The 22,560-nt window shown below is 69.9% G+C and carries 17 protein-coding genes and 3 pseudogenes; 13 read left to right on the forward strand and 7 right to left on the reverse strand.

Going from position 1 to position 22,560, the window contains the following annotated elements; translation table 11 throughout:
• Positions 1-229: 229 nt before the first annotated feature.
• From CFP66_RS50580 to CFP66_RS44715, 3 genes and pseudogenes are all read right to left on the reverse strand, one after another.
• Positions 230-688, reverse strand: a pseudogene (locus CFP66_RS50580) (MFS transporter); the annotation flags it as partial.
• A 334-nt stretch (positions 689-1,022) separates the two neighbouring features.
• Positions 1,023-2,348, reverse strand: coding sequence for an MFS transporter (locus CFP66_RS44710; RefSeq protein ID WP_094931473.1), 1,326 nt, complete (start codon positions 2,346-2,348; stop codon positions 1,023-1,025).
• Positions 2,349-2,358: 10 nt separating this feature from the next.
• Complete coding sequence (locus CFP66_RS44715; RefSeq protein WP_094931474.1) at positions 2,359-3,498, reverse strand: Xaa-Pro peptidase family protein; 1,140 nt, start codon at positions 3,496-3,498, stop codon at positions 2,359-2,361.
• A 120-nt stretch (positions 3,499-3,618) separates the two neighbouring features.
• Here CFP66_RS44715 and CFP66_RS44720 point away from each other — a divergent pair, with 120 nt between their 5' ends.
• Positions 3,619-4,638, forward strand: a complete 1,020-nt coding sequence (locus tag CFP66_RS44720) for a LacI family DNA-binding transcriptional regulator (protein ID WP_094931475.1) — start codon at positions 3,619-3,621, stop codon at positions 4,636-4,638.
• 21 nt (positions 4,639-4,659) lie between these two features.
• On the opposite strand, the gene CFP66_RS44725 is transcribed toward CFP66_RS44720, so the two are convergent.
• The gene (locus tag CFP66_RS44725; protein ID WP_143517611.1) at positions 4,660-5,058 is read right to left on the reverse strand and encodes a hypothetical protein; all 399 of its coding nucleotides are present in this window, start codon (positions 5,056-5,058) and stop codon (positions 4,660-4,662) included.
• Between the two features lie 169 nt (positions 5,059-5,227).
• Positions 5,228-5,491: an ATP-binding cassette domain-containing protein gene (locus CFP66_RS50195; RefSeq protein ID WP_304528793.1), complete on the reverse strand. Its 264-nt coding sequence runs from the start codon at positions 5,489-5,491 to the stop codon at positions 5,228-5,230.
• Positions 5,492-5,550: 59 nt separating this feature from the next.
• On the opposite strand from CFP66_RS50195, the gene CFP66_RS44730 reads away from it, so the two are divergent.
• From CFP66_RS44730 to CFP66_RS44795, 12 genes are all read left to right on the forward strand, one after another.
• Complete coding sequence (locus CFP66_RS44730) at positions 5,551-7,611, forward strand: hydantoinase/oxoprolinase family protein (protein WP_094931477.1); 2,061 nt, start codon at positions 5,551-5,553, stop codon at positions 7,609-7,611.
• Complete coding sequence (locus CFP66_RS44735) at positions 7,608-9,476, forward strand: hydantoinase B/oxoprolinase family protein (RefSeq protein WP_198962121.1); 1,869 nt, start codon at positions 7,608-7,610, stop codon at positions 9,474-9,476. Before CFP66_RS44730 ends, CFP66_RS44735 begins: the two co-directional genes overlap by 4 nt.
• A 75-nt stretch (positions 9,477-9,551) precedes the next feature.
• Complete coding sequence (locus CFP66_RS44740; protein WP_143517612.1) at positions 9,552-11,396, forward strand: helix-turn-helix domain-containing protein; 1,845 nt, start codon at positions 9,552-9,554, stop codon at positions 11,394-11,396.
• Positions 11,397-11,441: 45 nt separating this feature from the next.
• On the forward strand, positions 11,442-12,683 hold the full coding sequence (locus CFP66_RS44745; protein WP_094931479.1) for a Zn-dependent hydrolase: 1,242 nt from the start codon (positions 11,442-11,444) through the stop codon (positions 12,681-12,683).
• Positions 12,684-12,705: 22 nt separating this feature from the next.
• On the forward strand, positions 12,706-13,428 hold the full coding sequence (locus CFP66_RS44750) for an aspartate/glutamate racemase family protein (RefSeq protein ID WP_094931480.1): 723 nt from the start codon (positions 12,706-12,708) through the stop codon (positions 13,426-13,428).
• A 20-nt stretch (positions 13,429-13,448) separates the two neighbouring features.
• The gene (locus CFP66_RS44755) at positions 13,449-14,420 is read left to right on the forward strand and encodes a nucleoside hydrolase (protein ID WP_158228464.1); all 972 of its coding nucleotides are present in this window, start codon (positions 13,449-13,451) and stop codon (positions 14,418-14,420) included.
• Between the two features lie 1,022 nt (positions 14,421-15,442).
• On the forward strand, positions 15,443-16,159 hold the full coding sequence (locus CFP66_RS44770) for a FadR/GntR family transcriptional regulator (protein WP_233160255.1): 717 nt from the start codon (positions 15,443-15,445) through the stop codon (positions 16,157-16,159).
• A gap of 156 nt (positions 16,160-16,315) precedes the next feature.
• Positions 16,316-17,338, forward strand: coding sequence for a TRAP transporter substrate-binding protein (locus CFP66_RS44775; protein WP_094931483.1), 1,023 nt, complete (start codon positions 16,316-16,318; stop codon positions 17,336-17,338).
• Complete coding sequence (locus tag CFP66_RS44780) at positions 17,338-17,889, forward strand: TRAP transporter small permease (RefSeq protein WP_143517613.1); 552 nt, start codon at positions 17,338-17,340, stop codon at positions 17,887-17,889. Before CFP66_RS44775 ends, CFP66_RS44780 begins: the two co-directional genes overlap by 1 nt.
• Positions 17,886-19,163: a TRAP transporter large permease gene (locus CFP66_RS44785; protein WP_094931485.1), complete on the forward strand. Its 1,278-nt coding sequence runs from the start codon at positions 17,886-17,888 to the stop codon at positions 19,161-19,163. The genes CFP66_RS44780 and CFP66_RS44785 overlap by 4 nt, the downstream gene beginning before the upstream one ends.
• A 37-nt stretch (positions 19,164-19,200) precedes the next feature.
• Positions 19,201-19,944 (forward strand): ribonuclease activity regulator RraA, encoded by a 744-nt coding sequence (locus CFP66_RS44790; RefSeq protein WP_094931486.1) that lies wholly within the window; start codon positions 19,201-19,203, stop codon positions 19,942-19,944.
• The gene (locus CFP66_RS44795; protein WP_094931494.1) at positions 19,941-21,083 is read left to right on the forward strand and encodes an Ldh family oxidoreductase; all 1,143 of its coding nucleotides are present in this window, start codon (positions 19,941-19,943) and stop codon (positions 21,081-21,083) included. The genes CFP66_RS44790 and CFP66_RS44795 overlap by 4 nt, the downstream gene beginning before the upstream one ends.
• A 49-nt stretch (positions 21,084-21,132) precedes the next feature.
• Here the strand turns inward: CFP66_RS44795 and CFP66_RS44800 are convergent.
• Positions 21,133-21,594: pseudogene (locus CFP66_RS44800) on the reverse strand (transposase); the annotation flags it as partial.
• A gap of 14 nt (positions 21,595-21,608) precedes the next feature.
• Positions 21,609-22,277, reverse strand: a pseudogene (locus CFP66_RS44805) (ISAzo13 family transposase); the annotation flags it as partial.
• Positions 22,278-22,560 lie beyond the last annotated feature (283 nt).

Below are 22,560 nucleotides of genomic sequence, written 5' to 3' on the forward strand. Positions count from 1 at the left end.
GTGATCGGCGCGCCGCCACCACCGACGGCGAGTGCGATCGGATCAGCCCCACCCCGAGCGCTGTGGACGCGAGCGACCACCGGCTTGGGAGGAGCTGCGCAGCTCGAGGCCGCCCCGGTTGCCACAGAAGTAGGTCTCGCCGTCGACATTGAGCGAGAGGCACCCGATCTCGCCGGCGCGCGGGCTCGACCCGAGTACCAGGTCGCCGTTCGCACACCGCCACCAGGAACAGACAGGTACGCAACTCCCGGTGTCGCCACACGTAGCGCAGCCCGGCCCGGACCTGGCCCCTCCCACGACCCGACTTCACCGTGCGGTGCAGCGCCGAGCGGTCGATCCGGGCCAGGCCGGCGAGGACGGCGACGAACGAGACGGCGTTGACGGCGAAGGCCGGGCCGGCCCCGGCCGCGGCGATCACCAAGCCGGCGACCGCGGGTCCGACGAGCCGCCCGGTGTTGTGGATCGTCGAGTTGAGAGCCTGTGCGTTGACGTAGTCCGCGGGCGGCACCAGATCGGTGACGAACGTGTGCCGGCCGGGTGAGTCCACGACCGTGACGAGGCCGAGCAGCGCGGCCATCACGTACACCAGCCCGAGCGTGGTGGCGCCCAGCAGCGTCGTCACCGCGAGGACCGCGGCCAGCACCGCGCTGACGGCGACCGGGCTGCCGCTCAGCACCAGCACGGGCATCGAAGCCCGGCTGGCCCGGTTCACCGACCTGGTCGCCACCGCGATCGCCGACGCACAGGCCCGCGTGGAGTTGCGCGGCCACGCCGAGGAGCATGCCGCGCCGACCACGTCGCAAGCACCGGGTCGTGGCCGCCGACACCACCCGCCGCCGTATCGAGCGCGATCTGCACGACGGCGCCCAGCAACGCCTAATCCGGAACGGGTTCGCCGCCGCACGCACGGGGTAGGCGAAGTTTACGTTACGGCGGTGGGTACCAGGAGTTGCCAGCCAGGAGCGCCCTGAACCGCTCGCACAACCACACGGATTGCGGCTGAACACTCGACCGCTTCGTGCTCACCGCGTGTCGCTCTTCGACAGTCTTCCTACGACTTTTTCCGTGTCGGGCCTACCTGCCCTCATGAAGTACGCGCTCACCAAGCTGATCACGGCCGTGAGCGCGATGTACACCGCGATCGGCCAGGTGTCCTCGAAGTACAGGAACAGGCTCGTGGCGATCAGGGGCGCCGGACCCGATGTGATCACCCCGGCGAACTGGTACGGCAACGACGCGGCAGTGTACCGGACGTTCGGCGGGAACAGCTCAGCGAATAGCGCCGACTGCACTGCGTAGACGGACGCCTGGGAGAACGCCAGGGCGAAGATGTAGGCGATGATGAGCGGCCCGCCCTCACCAGACTCGACGAGCCAGAAGAACATGAAGCCGTAGACCGCCACGAAGGCGCTCCCCAGCATGAACATCCTCCGCTTGCCGATCCGGTCGGCGATCACCCCGAACACCGGGATGGTGATCAGCTCGACGGCGGAGGCAATGATGATGGCGTTGAGCATCGACTGTCGCGAGTAGCCCAGCTCGGTCGTCCCGTAGGTGAGCATGAAGACGTTCGCGACGTTGAACGTGATGTCGGTGGCGAAGCGTGTCCCCAGCGCGAGGAGGAGGTTCTTCGGGTGCCGCCGCAGCGCCTCGAACAGCGGCACCTTCACCTCCGTTCGCGTCTCCTTGAGCTGCTTGAAGGCGTCGGTCTCGGGGAGCTGCAACCGGATCAGGAGCGCCACCACGACAAGGAAGGCCGAGAACAGGAAGGGCAGGCGCCAACCCCAGTTGAGGAAATCCTCCTCCGACATGCCCGCGACCAGGGACATGACCGCGGTGGACAGCAGAAGGCCGAGCGGCACCCCCAGCTGGGGGAAGGTGCCGAATAGCGCACGCCGATGGCTCGGCGCGTCCTCGACGGCGATCAGCACGGCGCCGCCCCACTCGCCCCCCACGGCGAGTCCCTGCACCAGCCGTAACACCACCAGCAGGATCGGCGCCCAGACGCCGATCGAGTCGTACGACGGGATGACGCCAATCAGCGTGCTCGCCGCGCCCATGATCAGCAGGGTCGTGACGAGCATGGCCTTCCGGCCGATCCGGTCTCCGAAGTGGCCGAAGACGATGGCCCCCAGGGGCCGGGCAACGTATCCGGCGGCGAAGGTGCCGAATGCCGCGATCGTGCCGGCGCTCGAGGAGAACTCGGGGAAGAAGACCTCGCCGAACACCAGCGCGGACGCTGTGCCGTAGAGGAAGAAGTCGTACCACTCGATGGCCGTGCCGACGATGGTTCCGGCAGCCGTCTTCGTCGCCCGTCCGCGGGAGAACTCGGGGGTCGTCGTAGACATTTCAGGATCCTTACCAGGTGTTGAGCATCGGGAACTGGTCGAGAGCTTCGCTCCCGCTCTCGGTGACCCGGACGATGCGTTCGGTGCGCAGCCCTCCGACGACGGGAACCGTGATGGTCGCCTTGAGCGTGAAAACCATGTCGGGGGTCAGGACAATCGGGTTGTGCGGACTGATCCACGGCTGCTCCTCCTCCGGGTCCATCCCGGTGCCGTGGCCGGTGCCGTGCCCGCGCGCCTCGCCGGAGTACTCGGCGTAGCCACGGGTCACCAGCTCTTCCTGGATGACGCGGTTCAGCTCGCGGGCGGACAGACCCGGTCGCACGGCTGCCATACCGGCCTCGACCGCAGCCACCGAGGCCTCCATGAGGGAGCGCTGCTCATCGGTGATGTCGCCGTAGCTGAAACCCCGCCCGCCGTCGGCCGAGTATCCCTTGTAGCGCGCGCCGATGTCGGTAAGGACGAGGTCGCCACGCTGGATCGGACGGTCGCTGGGCAGCGCGAGGTTCCAGCTCGCCCGCGGGCCGGACTGGACCATGGACAGGAAGGCGACGCCATCGGCCCCCGCATCGATCATGGCGGCATCCGCCATGCGCGCCAGCTCACGTTCGGTGTAGGTCTTCCCCGTGGCGAGGGCGACGCGGATGACCTCCATGGCGATGTCGTTGAACCGGGCCGCCTCGCGAAGGATGTCGATTTCCCACTCCGACTTGACGGCCTTCACCTCGGCCAGCACGTCGGTGGGTGTGGGGCGTACGCCACCCAGGGCGTCGGTCACCCGGTCCAGCAGCACGGCCGGGATGAACCCGGAACCGGCCAGGCCCAAGGCTGCGCCGTGGTGCTGGGCGGACCACGCCGTGACGGCGCCGGCGATGTCTGCGATGTTCCTGACCGCGAAGTTCGTGACGTCCGCCGCCCACCCCATCGCACCCTCGGCGACGAAGAGCTCGGGGTCGCCGTGGCGCGGCAGCAGCACCGCTGCGGTCGGATAGTCACCCACGCCGTCCAAGGGGCGGAAGCTGGTGAAGTAGCTGACGTTCGACGCCCGCCAGCAGTCCCCGTAGGCGAGGAGCCCACCCAGATCCGTGATCTCGAGCGCGGATCGGATGCGGCGCATCCTGTCGTCGAACTCTTGCAGCGGCATCGCTGACATGCAGTGTTCCTTCCTGGTCACCTGCGAGCTGGCCGCCATTGAGCCACGGCGCCAGATCGGGTGGCAATCGGTTGCCATGAGTTGTCGTCGGCGTCTACCGTCCGTGATCGGAGGTGGGCAGTGCGGCCGACGATCTACGACGTGGCCCGCGAGGCCGGCGTGGCGCCGTCGACGGTGTCGCGCGCCTTCTCCCGGCCCGGCCGGGTGAACCCCGACACGGTGCAGCGGATCCGGGCAGTCGCCGAGCTGCTCGGGTACCGCACCAACCTGCTCGCCAGGGCGCTGCCCACCGGCAAGACCTCGATGATCGCACTTGTCGTCTCCGACATCACCAATCCCACGTACTTCCCGGTGATCCGGGGCGCCGAGGCCGCCGCGGCCGAGGCCGGCTTCACCCTGCTCCTCGCCGACGCCCAGGAGTCCCAGCACACGGAGCGGGAAGCGATCGAGCGGACCCTGCCGGTCATTGAGGGGATGTTGTTCTCCGGGCCGCGGCTGTCCGACACCGCGATTCGCACCGCCGCGCAGCAGGTACCGGTCGTCGTCCTGCACCGGGCCGTGGCCGGTGTGCCTGCCGTCGTGACCGACAACGCGCTCGGTATGCGCCAGGCCGTCGAGCACCTGGCGTCCCTCGGGCACCAGAGCATCACCTACGTCTCCGGACCGGAAGCCTCCTGGGCCGACGGGGAGCGGTGGCGCGCCATCCGCGAGGCCTGTGCGAAGCTCGACATGAGGAGCCGGCGGATCGGGCCGTGTCGCCCCACCATGTCCGGTGGGGTCTCGGCCGTGGCGGACCTGCGCCGCCAGCCGTGCACGGCGGTCGTGGCCTACAACGACCTGATCGCCATCGGGTTACTTCGCGGTATGGCGCAAGCCGGCGTCCGGGTGCCCGGTGACGTGAGCGTCGTCGGCTTCGACGACATCTTGGGCTCAGACTTCTGCACGCCTGCGCTGACGACGGTCGCCGCTCCCCTGCGGGCCCTCGGAACGGCGGCGGTGCAGCACCTGATCACCCAGGCCCGAGGCAGCACGGCCGACCTCGGCCCACCGATTGTGCTCCCCGCCCGGCTCGTGGTGCGCGGATCGACTGCTCCTCCAGGCGGCGGTCAGCGCGGCCGGAAGAGGATCTCCCTGGTCTGAGGGACGACGAGGTGGAGTGGGTCAGGACGCAGTGCAGGTGCGACAGGCGGTGAACCTCGGTTCGGCCGCCGTGACGTTGTTGAACCGCGGTGTGAGGCCGGTGAGCGGGAACGCCCCACCGGATCGGGCGGAGCTCTCGAGCACGGTCACGTCGTTGCGCGCGGCGACCAGCCCCGCGTGGGACAGATCGACGGTTGGCTCCGGCTGGCTGAGATCGGTTCCGGATCCGAGGCCCTGTTGGTCAGGCACGAGTGCGGCGTGTCGATCGGGCCCGTCGTCGAACTGTTGCTCGACCGCGGCGGAGAGAAGGTCCACCCTAGAGGACGCGGTGCGCGGGCTGCCCGACGAAATCAACGGCCGCGCGCCGGACGCCCCTGCCTGGACGAGCGCGCCCAATGTCTTCCGCCTGGCGGCAGCCACGAATCGACCACGCCGTCAACCGCTGCCGAACGATCCTCACAAGAGGTCCAAGGCGCCCGAGGAGAAGCCGATATGGCGCAACCACGCCAAGCGCTGGGCCGCTGCGCCAACGGTCAGCAGCCTGGTTGAAGCATTCACGGCTGTCTGCTCACTCCGCGTCGACGCCTGGCTAGGCGTTCGAGGGGATCGAGCGAAACGGGGGCGCGATGAGCACCTGAGGCTCGCACGAGATCGCCATCGCGATCATCACCCGCTGCCGCTGCCCAACCGAGAGCTGATGCGGGTAGTCGGCCCCACCCTCCAACCCACCGCTGCACGAGCACGGGATACGCACGGCCCTCCGCGGAAAACACCGTCGGTAGCCGGCACCGAGACCGGCTGAGCGTTGGCCAATGTGCCAACGAATCGTGGGCGGCCCTGGCCCGAGGGCCATAGGTCAGCGCTGTCCGCCTTCCTAACCTGGGCGAAGGATCGGCCGGAAGGGACGCGTGCATGAAGATCACCGGCGTCGACGTGGGCGGGACCCACACCGACATCATCGCCTTCGACACCGCCAGCGGCGACATCGCCGTCCACAAGGTCCCGAGCACGCCGCACGACCACTCCGTCGGTCTCGTCGACGGGGTGTCCGCCGCCGTCACCGGCGCCCACCTCGACTTCCTCGCGCACGGCACCACGATCGCCACCAACGCACTGCTCCAGCACGACGGCGCGCCGACCGGGTTGATCACCACCGCCGGGTTCCGCGACGTCCTGCACATCGCCCGCCACCAGCGACCCCTGCACTATTCGATCCGGCAGCAGATCCCGTGGCAGGACCAGGCGCTCATCCAGCGCAGGCACCGCAAGGTCGTGCACGAGCGCATCGACGCCCGCGGCGAGGTGATCACGCCCCTCGACGAGGACGAGGTGCGCAGGGCCGCCGCGGAGCTCGCCGACCAGGGCGTCGAGTCGGTGGTCATCGCCTTCCTCAACAGCTACCGCAACCCCGAGCACGAGCGGCGCGCCGCCGAGCTGGTCCGTGCGGTGTTCCCCTCGGCCTTCGTCACGACCTCGTCGGGCGTCTCGCCGCAGTTCCGCGAGTACGAGCGCTTCACCGCGGCTGCCGTGAACGGCTTCGTCGGCCCGACGGTGCAGCGCTACGTCGGCAGGCTCGGCTCGCGTCTCGCCGATGCCGGGCTCGACACGGAGCTGCGCATCATGCGGTCCAACGGCGGTGCCGCCACTCCTCGCTTCGCTGCGGAATACCCGGTGACGCTGCTCATGAGCGGGCCCGCAGCCGGCGTGCTCGCCGGTGCCCACGTGGGCGGCGCGTGCGGCCGCGAGAACCTGGTGACCTTCGACGTCGGGGGTACCAGCGCCGACATCGGCATCGTGACCGGCCGCAGCATCATGGAATCCGCACCGCGGGACACCTGGATCGCGGGGCTGCCGATCGTGGTGCCGATGATCGACGTCCATACCGTCGGCGCGGGCGGCGGCAGCGTCGCCCACGTGGACAGGGGCGGCGCGTTCCGGGTCGGCCCGCGCAGCGCGGGCGCCGTCCCCGGCCCTGCCTGCTACGGGCAGGGCGGCACGGAGCCGACAGTCACCGACGCCAACCTCGTCCTCGGCAGGCTGCGCGCCGACCGCACGCTGGCCGGGGCGACCGCCCTGCGCCCCGAGCCGGCGATCGAGGCGCTCCGCGCGCTCGGCGAGCCACTGGGCATGACGCCGGAGCAGACCGCCGCAGGCGTGCTGACGATCGTCAACCACAATATGGCCAACGCGATCCGCACCCGCACGATCCAGAAGGGCAAGGACCCGCGCGCGTTCACGCTGGTCGCCTTCGGGGGCGCCGGGCCGCTGCACGCGGCGGAGGTCGCGGCCTCGCTCGGGCTACCCGAGGTCCTCGTGCCCCGCTATCCCGGGATCACCTCGGCGATGGGTCTGCTCGCCAGCGACCTCAAGTACGACCTGCTACGCACCATGTTCCTGCTCGGCGACGACGTGCGCGGCGCCGAACTCGACACCGTCTTTACCGAGCTGACCGCTGAGGCGCGAGCCCACCTCGTCACCGACGGGGTGGCCGCCGAGGACATGTCGTTCGAGCGCTACGCCGACTGCCGATACCTCGGGCAGGGCTACGAGCTGCGGGTCCCGTTCGACGACGGGGCGCTCGACGAGGAGGCGGTGCACCGCTGCTGGAAGCGCTTCCACGAGCTGCACGCCGAGGAGTACGGCCACGCGTTCCCGGACAGCCCGATCGAGCTGATCAACATCCGGGTCATCGCGCGCGGCAGGCTACCCAAGCTGCCGGCCTTCTCCGTCGAGGCCGACCCGGACGCGAGCACGGCGGTGGTCGCCACCGACCCGGCGCTGTTCACGGTCGACGGCGATCTGCGGGCACTCCCGACCACGTTCTACGAACGCTCGAAGCTCGGCGCGGGCGCGGTTCTGGAGGGACCCGCCGTGGTGCTGCAGATGGACTCCACCACGGTCGTCCCGCCGGGCGCACGCGCCGAGGTGCTCGGCACCGGCGACATCCTGATCCACATCGGAGGCGAGCGGTGAGCGCGAAGCAGGTCGACGTCATCGAGTACCCGCGCGGCACCGCGCTGGAGCGGGCCCTCGACCCGATCACCACCCGGGTCATCGCAGGCGCGCTGGAGAGCATCGTGCTCGAGGTCGGGCACAAGCTCAGCAGGATGGCCTACTCGTCGGTGATCCGGGAGTCCGAGGACTTCGGCGCCGCGATCCTCGACGCGCAGGGCAGGCAGGTCTGCGAGTGCCCACTGTCCACGCCGCTGCAGCTCGGGCCCATCCCCGGCTACGTGCGCGGGATCGAGCAGATCCTCGCCGAGCGGGGCCAGACCTGGCACGAGGGCGACGTGATCATGCACAACTCGTCGTTCCACGGTGCCTCGCACCAGCCGGACGTGGCGTTCTGCGTGCCGATCTTCCACGAGGGCGCGCTCGTCGGGTACAGCGTCACGACCGCGCACCACCTCGACCTCGGGGCGCTCGTCCCGGGCTCGGTGGGCATCGTCGACGCCACCGACGCCTACGCCGAAGGTTTGCAGTTCCGCGCCGTGAAGGTCTATGAGCGCGGCGAGCCGAACGCGGGCATCTGGCAGCTGCTGCGCGACAACATCCGCACCGCCGACATGGTGGTCGGCGACATGGAGGCGCAGATCGCGGCCGCGCGGGTCGGCGGCCGGCGCTACGTGGAGCTGCTCGAGCAGTACGGCAGGGCGACTGTCGAGGACGCGTGCGAGGAGTTGATGAACTACTCCGAGCGCGTCCTGCGCGACAAGATCGCCGAGCTGCCCGACGGCGTCTACCGCGCCACCGGGTACGTCGACGGGTTCGCCGACGACTCGGACCCGGAGCGCAGGCTGCTGCCGGTGAAGGTGGCCGTCACCATCGAGGGCGACACACTGACCGTCGACCTGACCGGCACCGCACCACAGGTCGCGGAGAAGGCCATCAACATGCCGTTCGTCGGCACCGTGGACATCGCCGTCTACGTGACGCTGCGCTCGATCCTGCTCGACCAGGCCACGCACGAGGACATGCCGCAGAACTCCGGGCTCGTCCGGCCGATCCGGATCGTCGCCGAGCGCGGCAGCATGGCCAACCCGGTCTTCCCCGCCGCGACGATCGCCCGGTTCTGCCCCGGCAACGTCGTCGCCGACACCCTGATGCACGCCCTGTCCCCCATCTGCGGCGACCGCGTCTCGGCGGGCGTCGGCAACCTCAAGGTCATCGCGTACAGCGGGCTGCACGGCGAGAAGTACTGGGTCTACATGGACATCAGCGAGGGCGCCTACGGCGGGATGCTGGAGCGCGACGGCATCGACGCGATGGACACGCTCTACGCCAACACCCGCAACAACCCGGTCGAGGACATCGAGGCGCACTACCCGCTGCGGGTGCGCCGCTACGAGCTGCGCACCGACCGCGGCGGCGCGGGCCGGTGGCGCGGCGGGATGGGCACGGTGCGCGAGATCGAGTTCCTCGCGCCCGGGATGATGAACCTCGAGGGCGACGGGAACTCCTACGCACCGTGGGGCGCCTTCGGCGGGCAGAACGGCTCCCCCGGCGGTGTCGACTTCGTGCACGCCGACGGCACGGTCGCGGCGCTGCCCTCGAAGCTGCAAGGACGCAGGGCCCAGGCGGGTGACGTCATCCGCACGCTGAGCCCGTGCGGCGGCGGTTACGGCGACCCGCTGGAGCGCGACCCCGAGCTGGTGCTGTCCGACCTGCTCGACGGCTACCTGACCGAGGAGACCGCGCGCTCGCGCTACGGCGTCGTGGCCGCGGGGAACGCGGTGGACGAGCAGGCCACGGCCGCGCTGCGGGAGCGGTTGCGCGGGGCGGACCCGGCCGAGCACCAGCCGCCGTGGGCATCTGTGCCATCGGGCACGCTGGGCTGACCGATCGTGTCCGTCCTGCTGAGCGCGGCACCACAGGGCCGTGCGTACCGATCCCCCGCGGAGCACGATGTCCGGGTGCCGTCCGACGCCGAGGAGCCCACCAGGATCGACCGGCTCGAGGCGATCATCGAGATCAACCGCTCGCTGGCCTCGACGCTCGACGCCGACGCGCTGACCCACCGGATCCTGCGCGAGGCGATCCGGATCATCCCGGCCGCCGACGCCGGCGTGCTGCTGCTCTACGACACCGATCGCGAGCGACTGGTGGTGCGCCACGCCATCGGCTTCGGCCCGAGCATCTACAAGATCGAGCTGGCACCTGGCGAGAGCCTCACCGGACGCGCGTTCCAGGAGCGCAGATCGGTGCTGTACCAGACGCAGGAGGCGCTCGCCCCCCAGCAGGACCTCGCCCCGGCCAGCCATCGTCTGCTCGCCGCCGCGGCGGGCGGGATCGAGTACCCGCACAGCGCGCTCGTCGCACCCCTCCTGACCCACGACGGACCGATCGGGGCGATGATCGTCGAGAACTTCTCGACGCCGCGGGTGTTCAACCAGTTCGATCTGCGGCTGTTCGAAGGGCTGGCGCAGGGCGCGGCGATCGCGATGGTGAACGCCCGACTCTTCACGTCCGAGCGGGCGGCGCGGATGCGGCTGGAGACGGTGAACCAGATCGTCAGCGAGCAGCGTGATCAGCTGGAACGGCGGGTCCAGCTGCAGGAGGCGCTCGCCGACATCGTCCGGGAGGGGCTGTCGGCGGACGCGCTCGTCGCGCGGCTGGCCCGGCTGTGCGGGGCCAGCGTCTTCCTCTGCGACTCTCTGCGCGCCGTCCGCATCGCGCAGCCGTCCACCGACGCGTTGACCGTCGGCGACATCGACGACGAGCACCGCGAGGTGATCGGCACGGCGGTGCACGAGGCCGAGGCGACCCGGAGCCCGCAGCGCGCCGATCTCGGGGCGGGGCGGGTCCTGCTCGTCGCGCCGATTCCCGGCGGGTCGGAGATCCTGGGCTTCCTGTGTGCCCTGTTCGGCGACACCGCACCCGACGAGGTGCACACCGCCGCCGTGTCGTCGGCGGCCCACATCGCCGCGACCGAGCTGGTGGAGCAGCGCGCCCGCGAGGAGGGGCGCATCCGCGCGCAGGCGGACACCCTCGAGCAGCTCGTGCAGGGGGTCGCCCCCGGCGGCGCGCAGGGCCCGTTCCTCGTGGCGGTCGGCCGCCTCCAGCACAATTCCCTCCAGTACCGGGCGCAGCCGGCCGTCGACCACCGGCAGCTGCGGGCCCTGCTCGCGTGCGCCCAGCACGAGCTCGGAGGCAACGCCGGTAGGAAGCCCCTGCTCGCCGCAACCGTGCGCGACCATCACCTGGTCCTCGTGTGGGCGGGGGCGGACGACGAGGAGAACCTGCAGCGACGGCTGCGCGCGGCGACGCTGCGGTTCGCGCTCCTGGACCCGGCGTGGCAGGCCAGCTTCGTGGTCTCCGACGCGATCGACACGGCCACCGGGTTCGCCGACGCCCTCGCCGAAACGCGTCTCGTGGCCGAGCTGCACCGGCAGGTGCGGAACGCGATCCCGGTGCACACCGTGCGCAGCCTCGGCGCCTACCGGCTGATCCTGCGCAGCGCGAAGGCAGCCGACGTGCTGCGGATGTGCGAGGACACCCTCGGCGCGGTGCTGCGCTACGACCGCGACCGGGGCACGTCGATGCTGCCGACATTGCGCGCGTACCTCAACCACGGGGGCGCGACGAAGGCCGCCGCGCGGGCGCTGTCCGTGCACCCGCACACCGTGCAGTACCGCCTCGGCAGGCTCGAAGAGCTGTCCGGTCTCAGCCTGTCCGCACCGCATGACCGGCTGACCCTCGAGCTGTCCCTGCGTATCCACGACAGCGCCGCGCTGTCCGACTCCCTCGGCCGGGACTGACCGGCTCACCACCGAACGAGCGAACAAGCAGTCTGGAGGACACCCGTGTCCGATCCCCTCCCGAAGGTCGCGACCCGGCGCATGGAGGAGCTCGTCACCGAGCTGGGCAGGGTCGGTGAGCAGCAGCCCGGTGGCGGGCTGATCCGCTTCGCCTACGACGACGCGTGGCGCGCGGCGGGCGTGCTGGTCGCGCGCTGGATGACCGAGGTGGGCCTGCAGGTCCGCACCGACGCGGTGGGCAACGTCTTCGGCAGGCTCCCCGGCACCGAGAGCGCGTCGACGGTGCTCACCGGCTCGCACATCGACACCGTGCGCTTCGGGGGCAAGTACGACGGGGCCCTCGGCATCCTGACCGGGCTCGCCGCGATCGAGGAGCTGATCCGGACGTGCGGAAGGCCGCGCAAGTCGCTCGAGCTCGTGGCCCTGTGCGAGGAGGAGAGCAGCCGGTTCGCCGCCGACTTCTTCGGCTCGCGGGCGATGCTCGGCGCCATCGGTCCGGACGAGCCCGACACCCTGCGCGACGCCGACGGCGTCACGCTCGCCGCCGCGATGCGCCGGGTCGGGCTGGACCCGACCGCGATCGGATCGGCACGGCGCACCGACGTCGAGGCGTTCGTCGAGCTGCACATCGAGCAGGGCCGCGTGCTGTACGACGAGGGCACGCAGGTCGGCATCGTCTCGGCGATCACCGGTCTGCGCTGGTTGGACGTCACCGTGACCGGGCGGGCGGACCACGCCGGGGCGACGCCGATGGACCTGCGGCTCGACGCCATGCAGGGCGCCGCCGAGATGACGCAGGCCGCGACCGCACTCGCCGAGGCCGAGGGCCGTCCGGCGGTCGCGACCTGCGGGGCGTGGCAGGTGCACCCGGGCGGGGTGAACATCGTTCCCGAACGCGTCACGTTCTCCATCGACCTGCGCCATCCCGTCGAGGCGACGCTGGACCGGCTCGCCGGACGGATCCGTCAGGAATGCGAGCGGATCGCGACGCGGCGCGGTCTCGAGGTCACCCTCGACGACACCAAGGCCGTGGCGCCCGCACCGATGGACGAACCGCTGCAGAAGGTGATCGGGGAGGCCGCCGAGGGGCAGGGGGTATCGGCGCGCCCGATGCCCAGCGGCGCCGGGCACGACAGCCAGATGTGGGCACCGCACGTGCCCACCGCGATGATCTTCGTACCTAGCGTCGAGGGGCGCTCGCACTGCCCCGAGGAGTACACCCCGGCCGAGGACTGCGCCGTCGGGGCGTCCGTCCTGGCCGGCACGTTGCGTGAGATCGCCTACTGACCGGCCGAAGACTGGAGGCTCCGTGCGCATCCTCGTCGTCAACCCCAACACCACCGAGAGCATGACCGCCGCGATCGGCGAGGCCTGCCGCGCGGTCGCCGCGAAGGACACCGAGGTGACCGCGATCAACCCCGCGTGGGGCCCGCCGTCGATCGAGACGTACGCGGAGGACCACGTCGCGGCCGCCGCGATGCTGCAGACCATCGCCGAGCACCGCGACGACTACGACGCGTTCGTCATCGCGTGCGCTGGCGACCCCGGACTGCATGCGGCCCGTCAGATCACCGACGCGCCGGTGATCGGCATCGCCGAGGCCGCCATGCACATGGCGTGCCTGGTCGCGCACCGGTTCTCGATCGTGACGGTGATCGACAGCGTCATACCGATGCTCCGCGACATGGTCGCCCTCGCCGGGATATCGCAGCGCTGCGCCTCGATCCGGGCCACCTCGCTGTCCGTGCTGGAGATCGAGGAGGACTTCGCCCACGCCGAACGCGTCCTCGTCGAGGAGAGCAGGCGCGCCGTCAACGAGGACGGGGCGGAGGCGATCGTGCTCGGCTGCGCCGGCATGGGCCCGCTGGACAAGCGGCTGCAGGACGAGCTCGGCGTGCCGGTGCTGGACGGGTGCGGCTGCGCGATCACGCTCGCCGAGGCCTGCCACCGCTACGGCATCACCACGAGCAAGGCCGGCGCCTACGCGATGGACGCCGGTCGTCTCGCCCGGCTGGGTATCCCCGCCGGATGACAGAAGGAGGAGCAGGCGCAATGGAACGACTCATCATCGACACCGACATCGGCACCTACTACGACGACGCGTTCGCCGTGCTGCTGGCGGCGAACTCGCCCGAGCTGCGGTTCGAGGGCGTGACGACGTGCTACGGCGACACCGCGCTGCGGGCCGAGATCGCGTGCAAGATCCTGGAGTTCGTCGGCATGCCCGACGTGCCGGTCTACGCGGGTATCGGCGATCCGCTCGGTGAGGCCGAGGCGCTGATGTTCGGCTTTGAGGGCCAGGGCATCTTCGACGACGGGCGGCCGGAGAAGCAGCCGGAGCCCGGGTCGGCCGTGGACTTCCTCGTCCGGATGGTCCGGGAGAACCCCGGCGAGATCACGATCTGCACGCTGGGCGCGGTGACCAATGTGGCGGCGGCGATCCGCCAGGACCCCACGTTCGTCACGAACCTCAAGCACCTGATCATCATGGGCGGCGTGATCGTCCCGGTCGTCGACGAGAAGGGGATCACCCGCTCCCCCATCGAGGAGTACAACCTCAACAACGACCCGGTCGCCGCGAAGATCGTGATGAACTCGGGCGCGAACATCACCCTCGTGCCGATCGACGTCACCCTCCGGGTGCCCATGGCGCAGCGGCACATCGAGGCGATGGAGGAGGCCAGCAGCAAGTCCGCGCAGATGGTGTCGCGGATCCTCAAGCCGTGGCCGGAGCAGGAGCGGCTGATCTATCTCAGCGTCGGCATCCCGACCGAGTTCACCGGCATCTGGCTGCACGACCCGCTGACCGTCGCCGTCGCGGCGGACCCCGGCCTCATCACCTCGGCGCGCCTCCACGTGGCCACGGAGTACGCGCCCACGCTCGTGCCGCGTGACCTGCTCATCCGCCACGACGTCCTTCGCACCATCCCGAAGAAGAAGGCGCCCAATATGAACGTCGCCGTGGACGTGGACGCCGAGCGGTTCACCCAGCTCTTCGCGGACCTGATCGTCGACGGCCGCTGAGCAGCCGGGTCGACGGCGACCTCCCCCTGCGAGTCCGCCATCGAGTCGATCGGCGAAAGCTGGAACTCTCTCCACTCGTACTGGCCGTTGTGGTAGGTCGACGCCATCGCGAACGTTCGCAGCTCTCACGGCTCGGCAATGGACAGGCCGTCGCCGCCGGGCAAGTCGCAGACCAGTGCCTCGACTCGGCGGTGGGCGTCGCCGAACTCGGTGGCATCCTGTCGGTACCCGTTCACGACGCTGGCAACGCCCCGATGCCGATCATCGAGTCGCGGGTGACGAGCGCGACGAGGGCTCCTCGTCGAGGTCCTCCGGTACCAACCTGGTAGTCAGGGGGTGGGCTACTGGGCTCAACGCCGCCAACCTGCAGCAGGTACGGGGAGAACGATCCGCCGCGCCGGGGTGGCCGGCCGACGTTCCCGGACTGGAGGTCGCGGGCGAGGTCGAACAGCGCAGACCGCTCGGCCGCGGCGACTGACGTCGGCGAGTCCTCCGACGTGATGAGGCGGCCCATCGGGATCCCGGTGCGGAACTACGCCGGTCGCTGTTGATCTGTCGCGCCGGCCCGACCCCGAGCCGGCGCCACTTCTCGCGCTGCAGATCGGCGTCGCAGGAGCCCGGGCAGAGCGTGTCAACCCGGATGTCCTCGCCGGCCAGCTCCAGTGTGCGGCCAGGACGCGTTGTCGCAATGGATCAGCAGAGTAGGCGCTGGCCGCGAGCGGCACCGGGGCGAGTATGCCCATCGAATCGGAGCTGGGCACGAGGCCCATCGACAGCATGGCGATCCCCATCGTCAGCAGCGAGATGACCAGCATCTTTGCGGTCGAACCGGTCGCCGTAGTGGCCGAACACGATCCCGCCGAGTGGGCGGGCGGAACCCGACCGCGTACGTCGACAGCGCGGCGAGCAGCCCGGCCCCGGGCGAGGGCTCCGGGAAGAACAGCTGCGGAAAGCTGCCCCACCTTGACGGGAATGTTCCCCGTGTTCCATCATCGTCAAGTCATTGGATGACTGGAGGACATGTGGCGATCCCCCGGACAGGCCTGGTGGAGGCCCTGAGCAGGCACACCCTTCGGCTCATCGAGCACGACGGGCTGCAGCCGGGCGACCGGCTGCCGTCCATGAAGGCCCTCGCCGAGCGGTTCGACGTGGCGACCCAGACGATGCGCGAGGCGCTACAACGGCTGGAGGCGAACGGAGCGGTCGAGATCCGGCACGGCTCCGGGATCTACGTCCGCAACGGACGCGAGCGCATGGTCATGGCGAACCGGGGCTACGGCGAGATCGAGGCAGCAACTGTGCTCGATCTCCTCGACGCGCGCCTGCTCATCGAGCCGCATCTGGCCGGACTCGCGGCCGCCACCCACGATCGCACGCCCGTGGCCGCCCTCGAAGGCCTGCTGCGCCAAGCCCAGCAGCACCTCAGCGGCGACGACGAGACCCTGCACGAACTGAACATGCGGTTCCACTGCTCGCTCGCCGCCCTGTCGGGCAACCGCGTACTGACTCAGACCATCGAGTCGTATGTGGAGCTGTACTCCTTCGAGCAGCTGGCGGTCCTGTCCTTCTACGACAACGAGGGTCGCCCACGCGACCAGCATGACCACCACGAGATCCTCACGGCGGTGCGCGGGGGCGACCCCGTCAAGGCCCGCGACCTCATGCACGCGCACCTGCTCGGGGTGCGCACGTACATCGCAGAACGGATCGACGCCGAGCTGACCCGGCCCACCGGCTAGACCTCCTCCCCTACGACCACCGATCAGGGCGCCGGCCGACGGCCCGCGGCCCGGCTCACGCACGCCCGCCGTCGGCCTCACGCGGCCCGCGGCGCGGACGGGCATGTCCCCGGCCGAGCAACGCCACTGCACGACAACGACGACGAAGGGTGGCTCATGAGCAGACGCTTGTCCCGGCGCAGTCTCCTGCGCTGGACCGGAACGGCCGCGGGAGCTGCGCTCCTCGCCACCGCCGCGTGCGGGGCCCGGACGACATTCGACGAACACGGCCGCCGTCTCCTCCGGCTGGGCTACATCATGAGCGAGGGCGACCCCGGTCACGCCGGCGCAGTGCGCCTGGCTGAGCTCGTCGCCGAACGCAGTGACACGCTGCGAATCCTCCCGCAGCCAAACGGCCTATTGGGCGGGGAACAGGATCTGTGGGAGGGCCTGCACATCGGCTCGATCGACATGGCCCTGACCGGTGTCGGCCCGATCAGCTTCTTCGCCCCGCAGTTCGCCGGCGTGCAGATGTACTACGCGATCCGCGACCTGCCTCACCTCGACGCGGTGTTCCACGGACCGATCGGACGTGAGGTGGCCGCGGCTCTGCTCGAGGCCAAGCGGGGCCGCATCCTCGACTGGTGGCACCGGGGCGCCCGCCAGGTCACGGCCAACCGGCCCGTCCGGGAACCCGCCGACCTCAGAGGTCTCAAGCTGCGCTGCCCGGAAGGACGAACCTACATCGAGTCGTGGCGCTCGCTCGGGGCGAGCCCGACGCCGATGGCTCTCGGCGAGCTGTTCACCGCCCTCGAACAGGGCGTCGTCGACGCCCAGGAGAATCCGCTCGAGCTCATCGAGAGCCAGTCCATGAGCGAGGTCCAGTCCCACGTGAGCCTGACCAACCACCAGTACGCAGCCTTCCTCATGGCCGTCAGCGAGCGCACTTGGCAGCAACTGTCGGCCGCCGAGCAAGAGCTGCTCCACCAGGCGGTCCTGGACGCGGGAACGTTCGAGAAGCGCGCTGTCCAGGACATCGAGAGCACCGCGCGGGCGGCGTTGCGCGACGACGGGATGGCCGTTGTGGACGATGTCGACATCGCACGGTTCGAGGAGATCTGCCTGGATACCGCGCGCCGGCTGGAGACCGAAGGGCTGTGGCAGTCCGGCCTCTACGAGCGGGTCCGGGAGGCAGCGTGATGCGCGCTTCCCTGATGCTGCAACGACGACTCGCGCGGTTGCTCGAGCTGCTGCTCATCGCGGTGATGATCGGGCTCGTCGCCACCACCGCGGTCCAGGTCTTCAGCAGGTACGTCCTGGGCTCGCCCGTTCCGTGGACCGAGGAACTCGCGCGCTACCTGCTCGTCTACCTGACCTTCGTGGGATGCGCCCTGGCCATCCACGAGCATGCCCACCTGCGTATCGACGTCCTGCTCGTCCGGTTGCCCGTACAGTTGCAACGGGTGATCGGACTCCTGACGACCGCAAGCCTGCTGATAACCGCGGTCCTGCTGGTCTGGTACGGAATCGTCTTCACCGAGCTGTCCTGGGGCACTGTCTCGCCCGCACTCGCCCAGTCCATCGCCTGGATCTACGTGGCGATGCCGGTCACCGGCGCGGTGATGGCGTGCTACCTCGTTCCGCAGCTGATCGACCGGGTCGCCCACTGGAACGACTACCCGCGTGCCGACGCCGACGGCGACGAACCCGGCGCCGCGTCCCCGGCTCGGCAGGAGGGTGCTGCGTCATGATCGAGGTCTTCCTCGTCGGCTTCCTGGTGCTGCTCCTGCTCGGCGTCCCGCTCGGGTTCAGCATGCTGCTGTCCTCGATCCTCTACATCCTCACCACCGGTACGCTGCCCCTCGAGCTGGTGCCGCAGCGGGTCTTCCAGGGCCTCAACCACTTCACCTGGCTCGCCATCCCGCTGTTCCTGCTGGCCGGCGAGCTGATGAACGCCGGCGGCATCACCGGCAGGCTCGTCACCTTCGTGCAGAGCGTGATCGGCCAGTTCCGCGGCGGCCTGGCCTACGTCACCGTGGTGACGAACGTCGGCATGGCAGGGATCTCCGGCTCGGCTCTGGCAGATGCCGCGGGTACCGGGTCGGTGCTGATCCGCTCCATGCAGCGCGCCGGGTACACGACCCGGTTCTCGACCGCGGTCGTCGCCGCGTCCAGCACGGTCGGCCCGGTGATTCCACCGAGCATTCCGTTCATCCTCTACGCGACCCTCGCCGGGGTCTCGGTCAGCCAGATGTTCGCGGCGGGCGCGGTGCCGGGCATCGCGATGGCGCTCTTCTTCATGGTCGTCATCGCGATGCTGGCCCGTAGGAACGGGTTTCCGAAAGAGCGGCGCCGGTCGTGGCGTGAGCGGGCCCAGGCCTTCCGGGACGCGTTCTTCGCGCTGGTGATGCCAGTGATCATCCTCGGCGGGATCCTCTCCGGCGTCTTCACCGCGACGGAGGCAGCCGGCGTCGCAGTGCTGTATGCCCTCGTCGTGTCCATCGCGATCTACCGGGAGCTAGACGTCCGACAGCTGCCCGGCATCCTGCTCACCTCCGCGAAGAACTCGGCGGTCATCCTCTTCGCGATCGGCGCAGCGGGCCTGTTCGCCTGGCTGATGACCTACTCGCAGGTCGCGGCGCAGCTTGCGACCGTGATCGGCGCCATGACCGACAGCCCGACCGTCGTGCTGCTGCTCATCTCCCTGTTGCTGCTGTTCCTCGGCCTGTTCATCGAGGCGACACCACTGATCATCATCCTGACGCCGGTGCTGCTGCCGGTGGTCACCGCGCTCGGGGTGGACCCGGTGCACTTCGGCCTCGTCATGGTGCTGGTGCTGATGATCGGCCTCGTCACACCGCCGGTCGGGATGGTCCTGTTCATCACCGCCGGCATCGGCCGCACGAACGTCATCGAAGTCGCCCGCGGCTGCGTGCCGTTCATGGCCGCGATGATCGCCGTCGTGATCCTGGCCGTCGTCTTCCCCAGCTGGGTGATGTGGCTGCCCGGCCTGCTCGCGGACTGATCCCCGTCACATCCTCTACCCGTACCGGAGAACTCCTGTGGAGAAGCACCCCACCCGTCCGCACACCCTCAGCGCGGAGGCGACCCGACGTCTGAAGGGCACGTCGACGGCCACACTCACCACACAGCTGCTCAAGCGCGGTCTACGCAACACCTTCCTCGGCGGCCTGCAGGTGCTGCGCCCGGACCTGCGAATGGTGGGCTACGCGTTCACCCTGCGCTACGCGCCGGCACGGGAGGACCGCGGCTCCGCTGTCCACTACGACAACAGCACCGACGTGCAGCGGCTCGCCGTCGAGGCGATCGGCCCCGACGAGGTGCTGGTCATCGACGCCCGTGGCGAGACCCGCTCCGCCTCGCTCGGCCACATCCTCGCCACGCGAATCACCCGGCGCGGCGCGGCCGGGATCGTCACCGACGGCGCCCTTCGCGACCTGGGCGGGTTCTCCGAGCTGCCGATCTCGACCTACGTGCGCGCGGCCCACGCCACCACGTCCTCCGTCATACACCACCCGGTCGACATGAACGTGCCCATCGGCTGCGCCGGCGTTCTCGTCATGCCCGGCGACGTGCTGGTCGGTGATTCTGAGGGGGTGGTCGTCATCCCGGCGGCAATGGCCGAGGAGGTGGCCCACGACGCGTACGAGCAGGAGGTCCTGGAGGAGTTCATCCTCGCGAAGGTCGACGCGGGAGGCGACATCCACGGCCTCTACCCGCCGAACGAGGCCACGTTGGCCGAGTTCGAGCAGTGGCGGCGAGACCGACCCGCGACCCGGGTATGACGATTCGTCGCCGAGCACACAACTCGCGCATCTGCTCGGTCTCCTCCCACCCCGTTCCGAAAACCCTGAGGATCTCCGTGGAAGACCAGAAGAGCGTCACTGTGGACCCGCACCGGCTCGTGGCGTTCTGCAGCCGGGTGCTCGTCGCGGCCGGGCTGCCGCAGACCGAGGCCGTCGTGGTTGCCGAATCCCTCGTGGCCGCCGATCTCTGCGGCATGGGATCGCACGGCGTGTCCCGCATCAGCGACTACCTGGGCCGGCTGGATGACGGCCTGATCGAGCGGAGGACGCGGCTGGAGATCGTCAGCGAAACGCCCACGACGGCGCTCCTGGACGCCGGCAACGGCTGGGGCCAGGTGGCGTCGGCGCGCGCGGTGGAGCTGGCGATCGGCAAGGCTCGCGAGCACGGCAGTGCCTGGGTCGGAGTCCGCAACTCCAACCACAACGGCACCGGCCGGTACTGGGTCTCCCGTATCGCGGAAGCCGGCATGGTTGGTATCGCGGCTACGAACGGCTCCCCGGTGATGGCGCCGTTCGGTTCCCGCGAACCCTCGCTGGGCACCAACCCGATCGCGATGGGCGCGCCCACCCGGTCCGGCGCTCCCGTGGTCCTCGACATGGCGACCAGCTCCCAGGCGCGCGGGAAGATCCTGCTCGCGGCGAAGAACGGCGAGCCGATCCCCGAGGGATGGGCCCTCACCGCGGACGGTGCACCCACCACAGACGCGCAGCAGGCATGGGACGGGGTGCTGCTACCGATGGCAGGCCCGAAAGGCTCCGGGCTGGCCATGATGATCGACATACTCACTGGTGTGCTGACCGGCGCGCGGTTCGGCGCGCACATGCCCCGGATGTACGCCGACCCCGAGCCGCAGCGGCTCGGCCACTTTTTCGCCGCGCTCGACATTGCGGCCATGACACCGATGGAGGAGTTCCTCGACCGCATGCACGTGCGGGAGCATGAGACCCGGGACAGCGCCCCAGCCGAAGGCTTCACCGAGGTGCTGATGCCCGGTGACGTGGAGGACCGCAGGGCCAGCCACCGCGCCCGTGCCGGCATCTGGCTCCCGCCCGCCATCCACCAAGAACTACTCAGCACGGCCAGGCGCTACGGCGTCCATCAGAGGCTGGTCGTCTGAGCGAACCAACGGCCTGCGAGCAATAGCCAAGACCTGTGGATGAAGATCTTTAGGCGGCTTCCGGTTGATGGTGGTCGTCGGGTCGCTCGACGAGGGTGCCGTTGACGAACGTGGCGCCGGCACGGACGAGCGCGACCAGGTGCGGGCCGTTGACCGCGCGCCAGCGGCCCTGTGCGGACTCGATGAGTTTGAACGCCATCGCCAGCCCGGCCGCGCGTGAGCCGGGCCCGCGGGTGATCTTCGTGCGGTGGCGAACGTGGACGATCGGGTTCGTGGTGCGCAGGTGGATCCAGTGCTCGGCGGGGAAGTCGTAGAACGCCAGCAGCACCTCAACATCGTCGGTGATCTTCGCGGCCGCCTTGCCGAACTTGGCCCCGTAGGCGGCTTCGAACGCCCGGACAGCGTCATGGGCGTGGCGGCGGTCCTCGGCGTTCCAGATCTCGGCGAGTGCCTTCTTCGCCCCCGGATGCGCGGTCTTGGGCATGGCGCCCAGGACGTTGGCGATCTTGTGGAGGCGGTAAAAGATCAACATGGCGGTTGTTCGGTGTCCGGTGCGCTGGTTCCCAGCACGGAGGCGAGGAGGGCGGCCGCGGTGGAGAATCGGGGTCCGGCTACCGGCGTCGGCACGTATCCGTCGTCTTCCAGGAGCGGGCGGACCTCGAGCAACGCCGTGCCGATCGTGCGGGGGCGGACGTCGAACAGTTCTGCGAGGACCTGTCTGGTGCAGAGTCCGCGCTGGTAGAGCACGGTCGCCAGGATCCGTTCCGGGTCGGTGATCTTCTGCAGGAAGACGCCGCCGCGGGCTCCGGGCAGTCGTTCTGCGCCGCGGCGGCGGTAGCGGCGCCGCTCGACCTGGGCCGCTTGGTGGGCGGCTAGCCGTTCGATCATCTGGACCAGGTCGGGCCGGGTCATGCCGGTCAGGGCGGGGTCGGACAGCACCCTGGGCACCCTCGGCCGCGTGGGCGTGACGCCGCGGTCGAGGAAGTCGGTGAGGGCGTTCGGGGTTGTGAAACGCAGCGTGGTTGGCGAGACGCCGAGCCCATGCTGGTTGAGTAGCTGCCGGGTTTCGGCGATGGCCTGGCCGATCGAATTCGGGTTCACCTCGAGCATCTCGGACAAGACGTTCTGCGAGCAGATCTGCCGCAGGTAGACGACGGTGATCACGACGCGGGTGGCATCGGTGAGCAGGGAACGGCGTTCTCGGCGCTGGACCAAGATGATGCGGGGGCCGTCCTCCTAGAACCGGCCCCCACGCTCGCGAGCTGATCTGTCGGGTCGCCCGGACCCCGCCCGGGCCGAGGCTGATTCCCCCAGCGGCCATCCGCGCGACTACGGGCGACGTGAACCCGCTAGGCGGTGTCCGGCACATGCTCGCCGGGCTCGATCTCGCCTCCGGTCAGCTGTTCTGCGGCGCCGCCGACCGTGATCATCTCGTCGGGCCCCGGCTCGCACCGTCCGTTCGTCGCCGATCGCGGGC

The organism is Pseudonocardia sp. MH-G8 (genome assembly GCF_002262885.1).
Taxonomy (GTDB): Bacteria; Actinomycetota; Actinomycetes; order Mycobacteriales; family Pseudonocardiaceae; genus Pseudonocardia.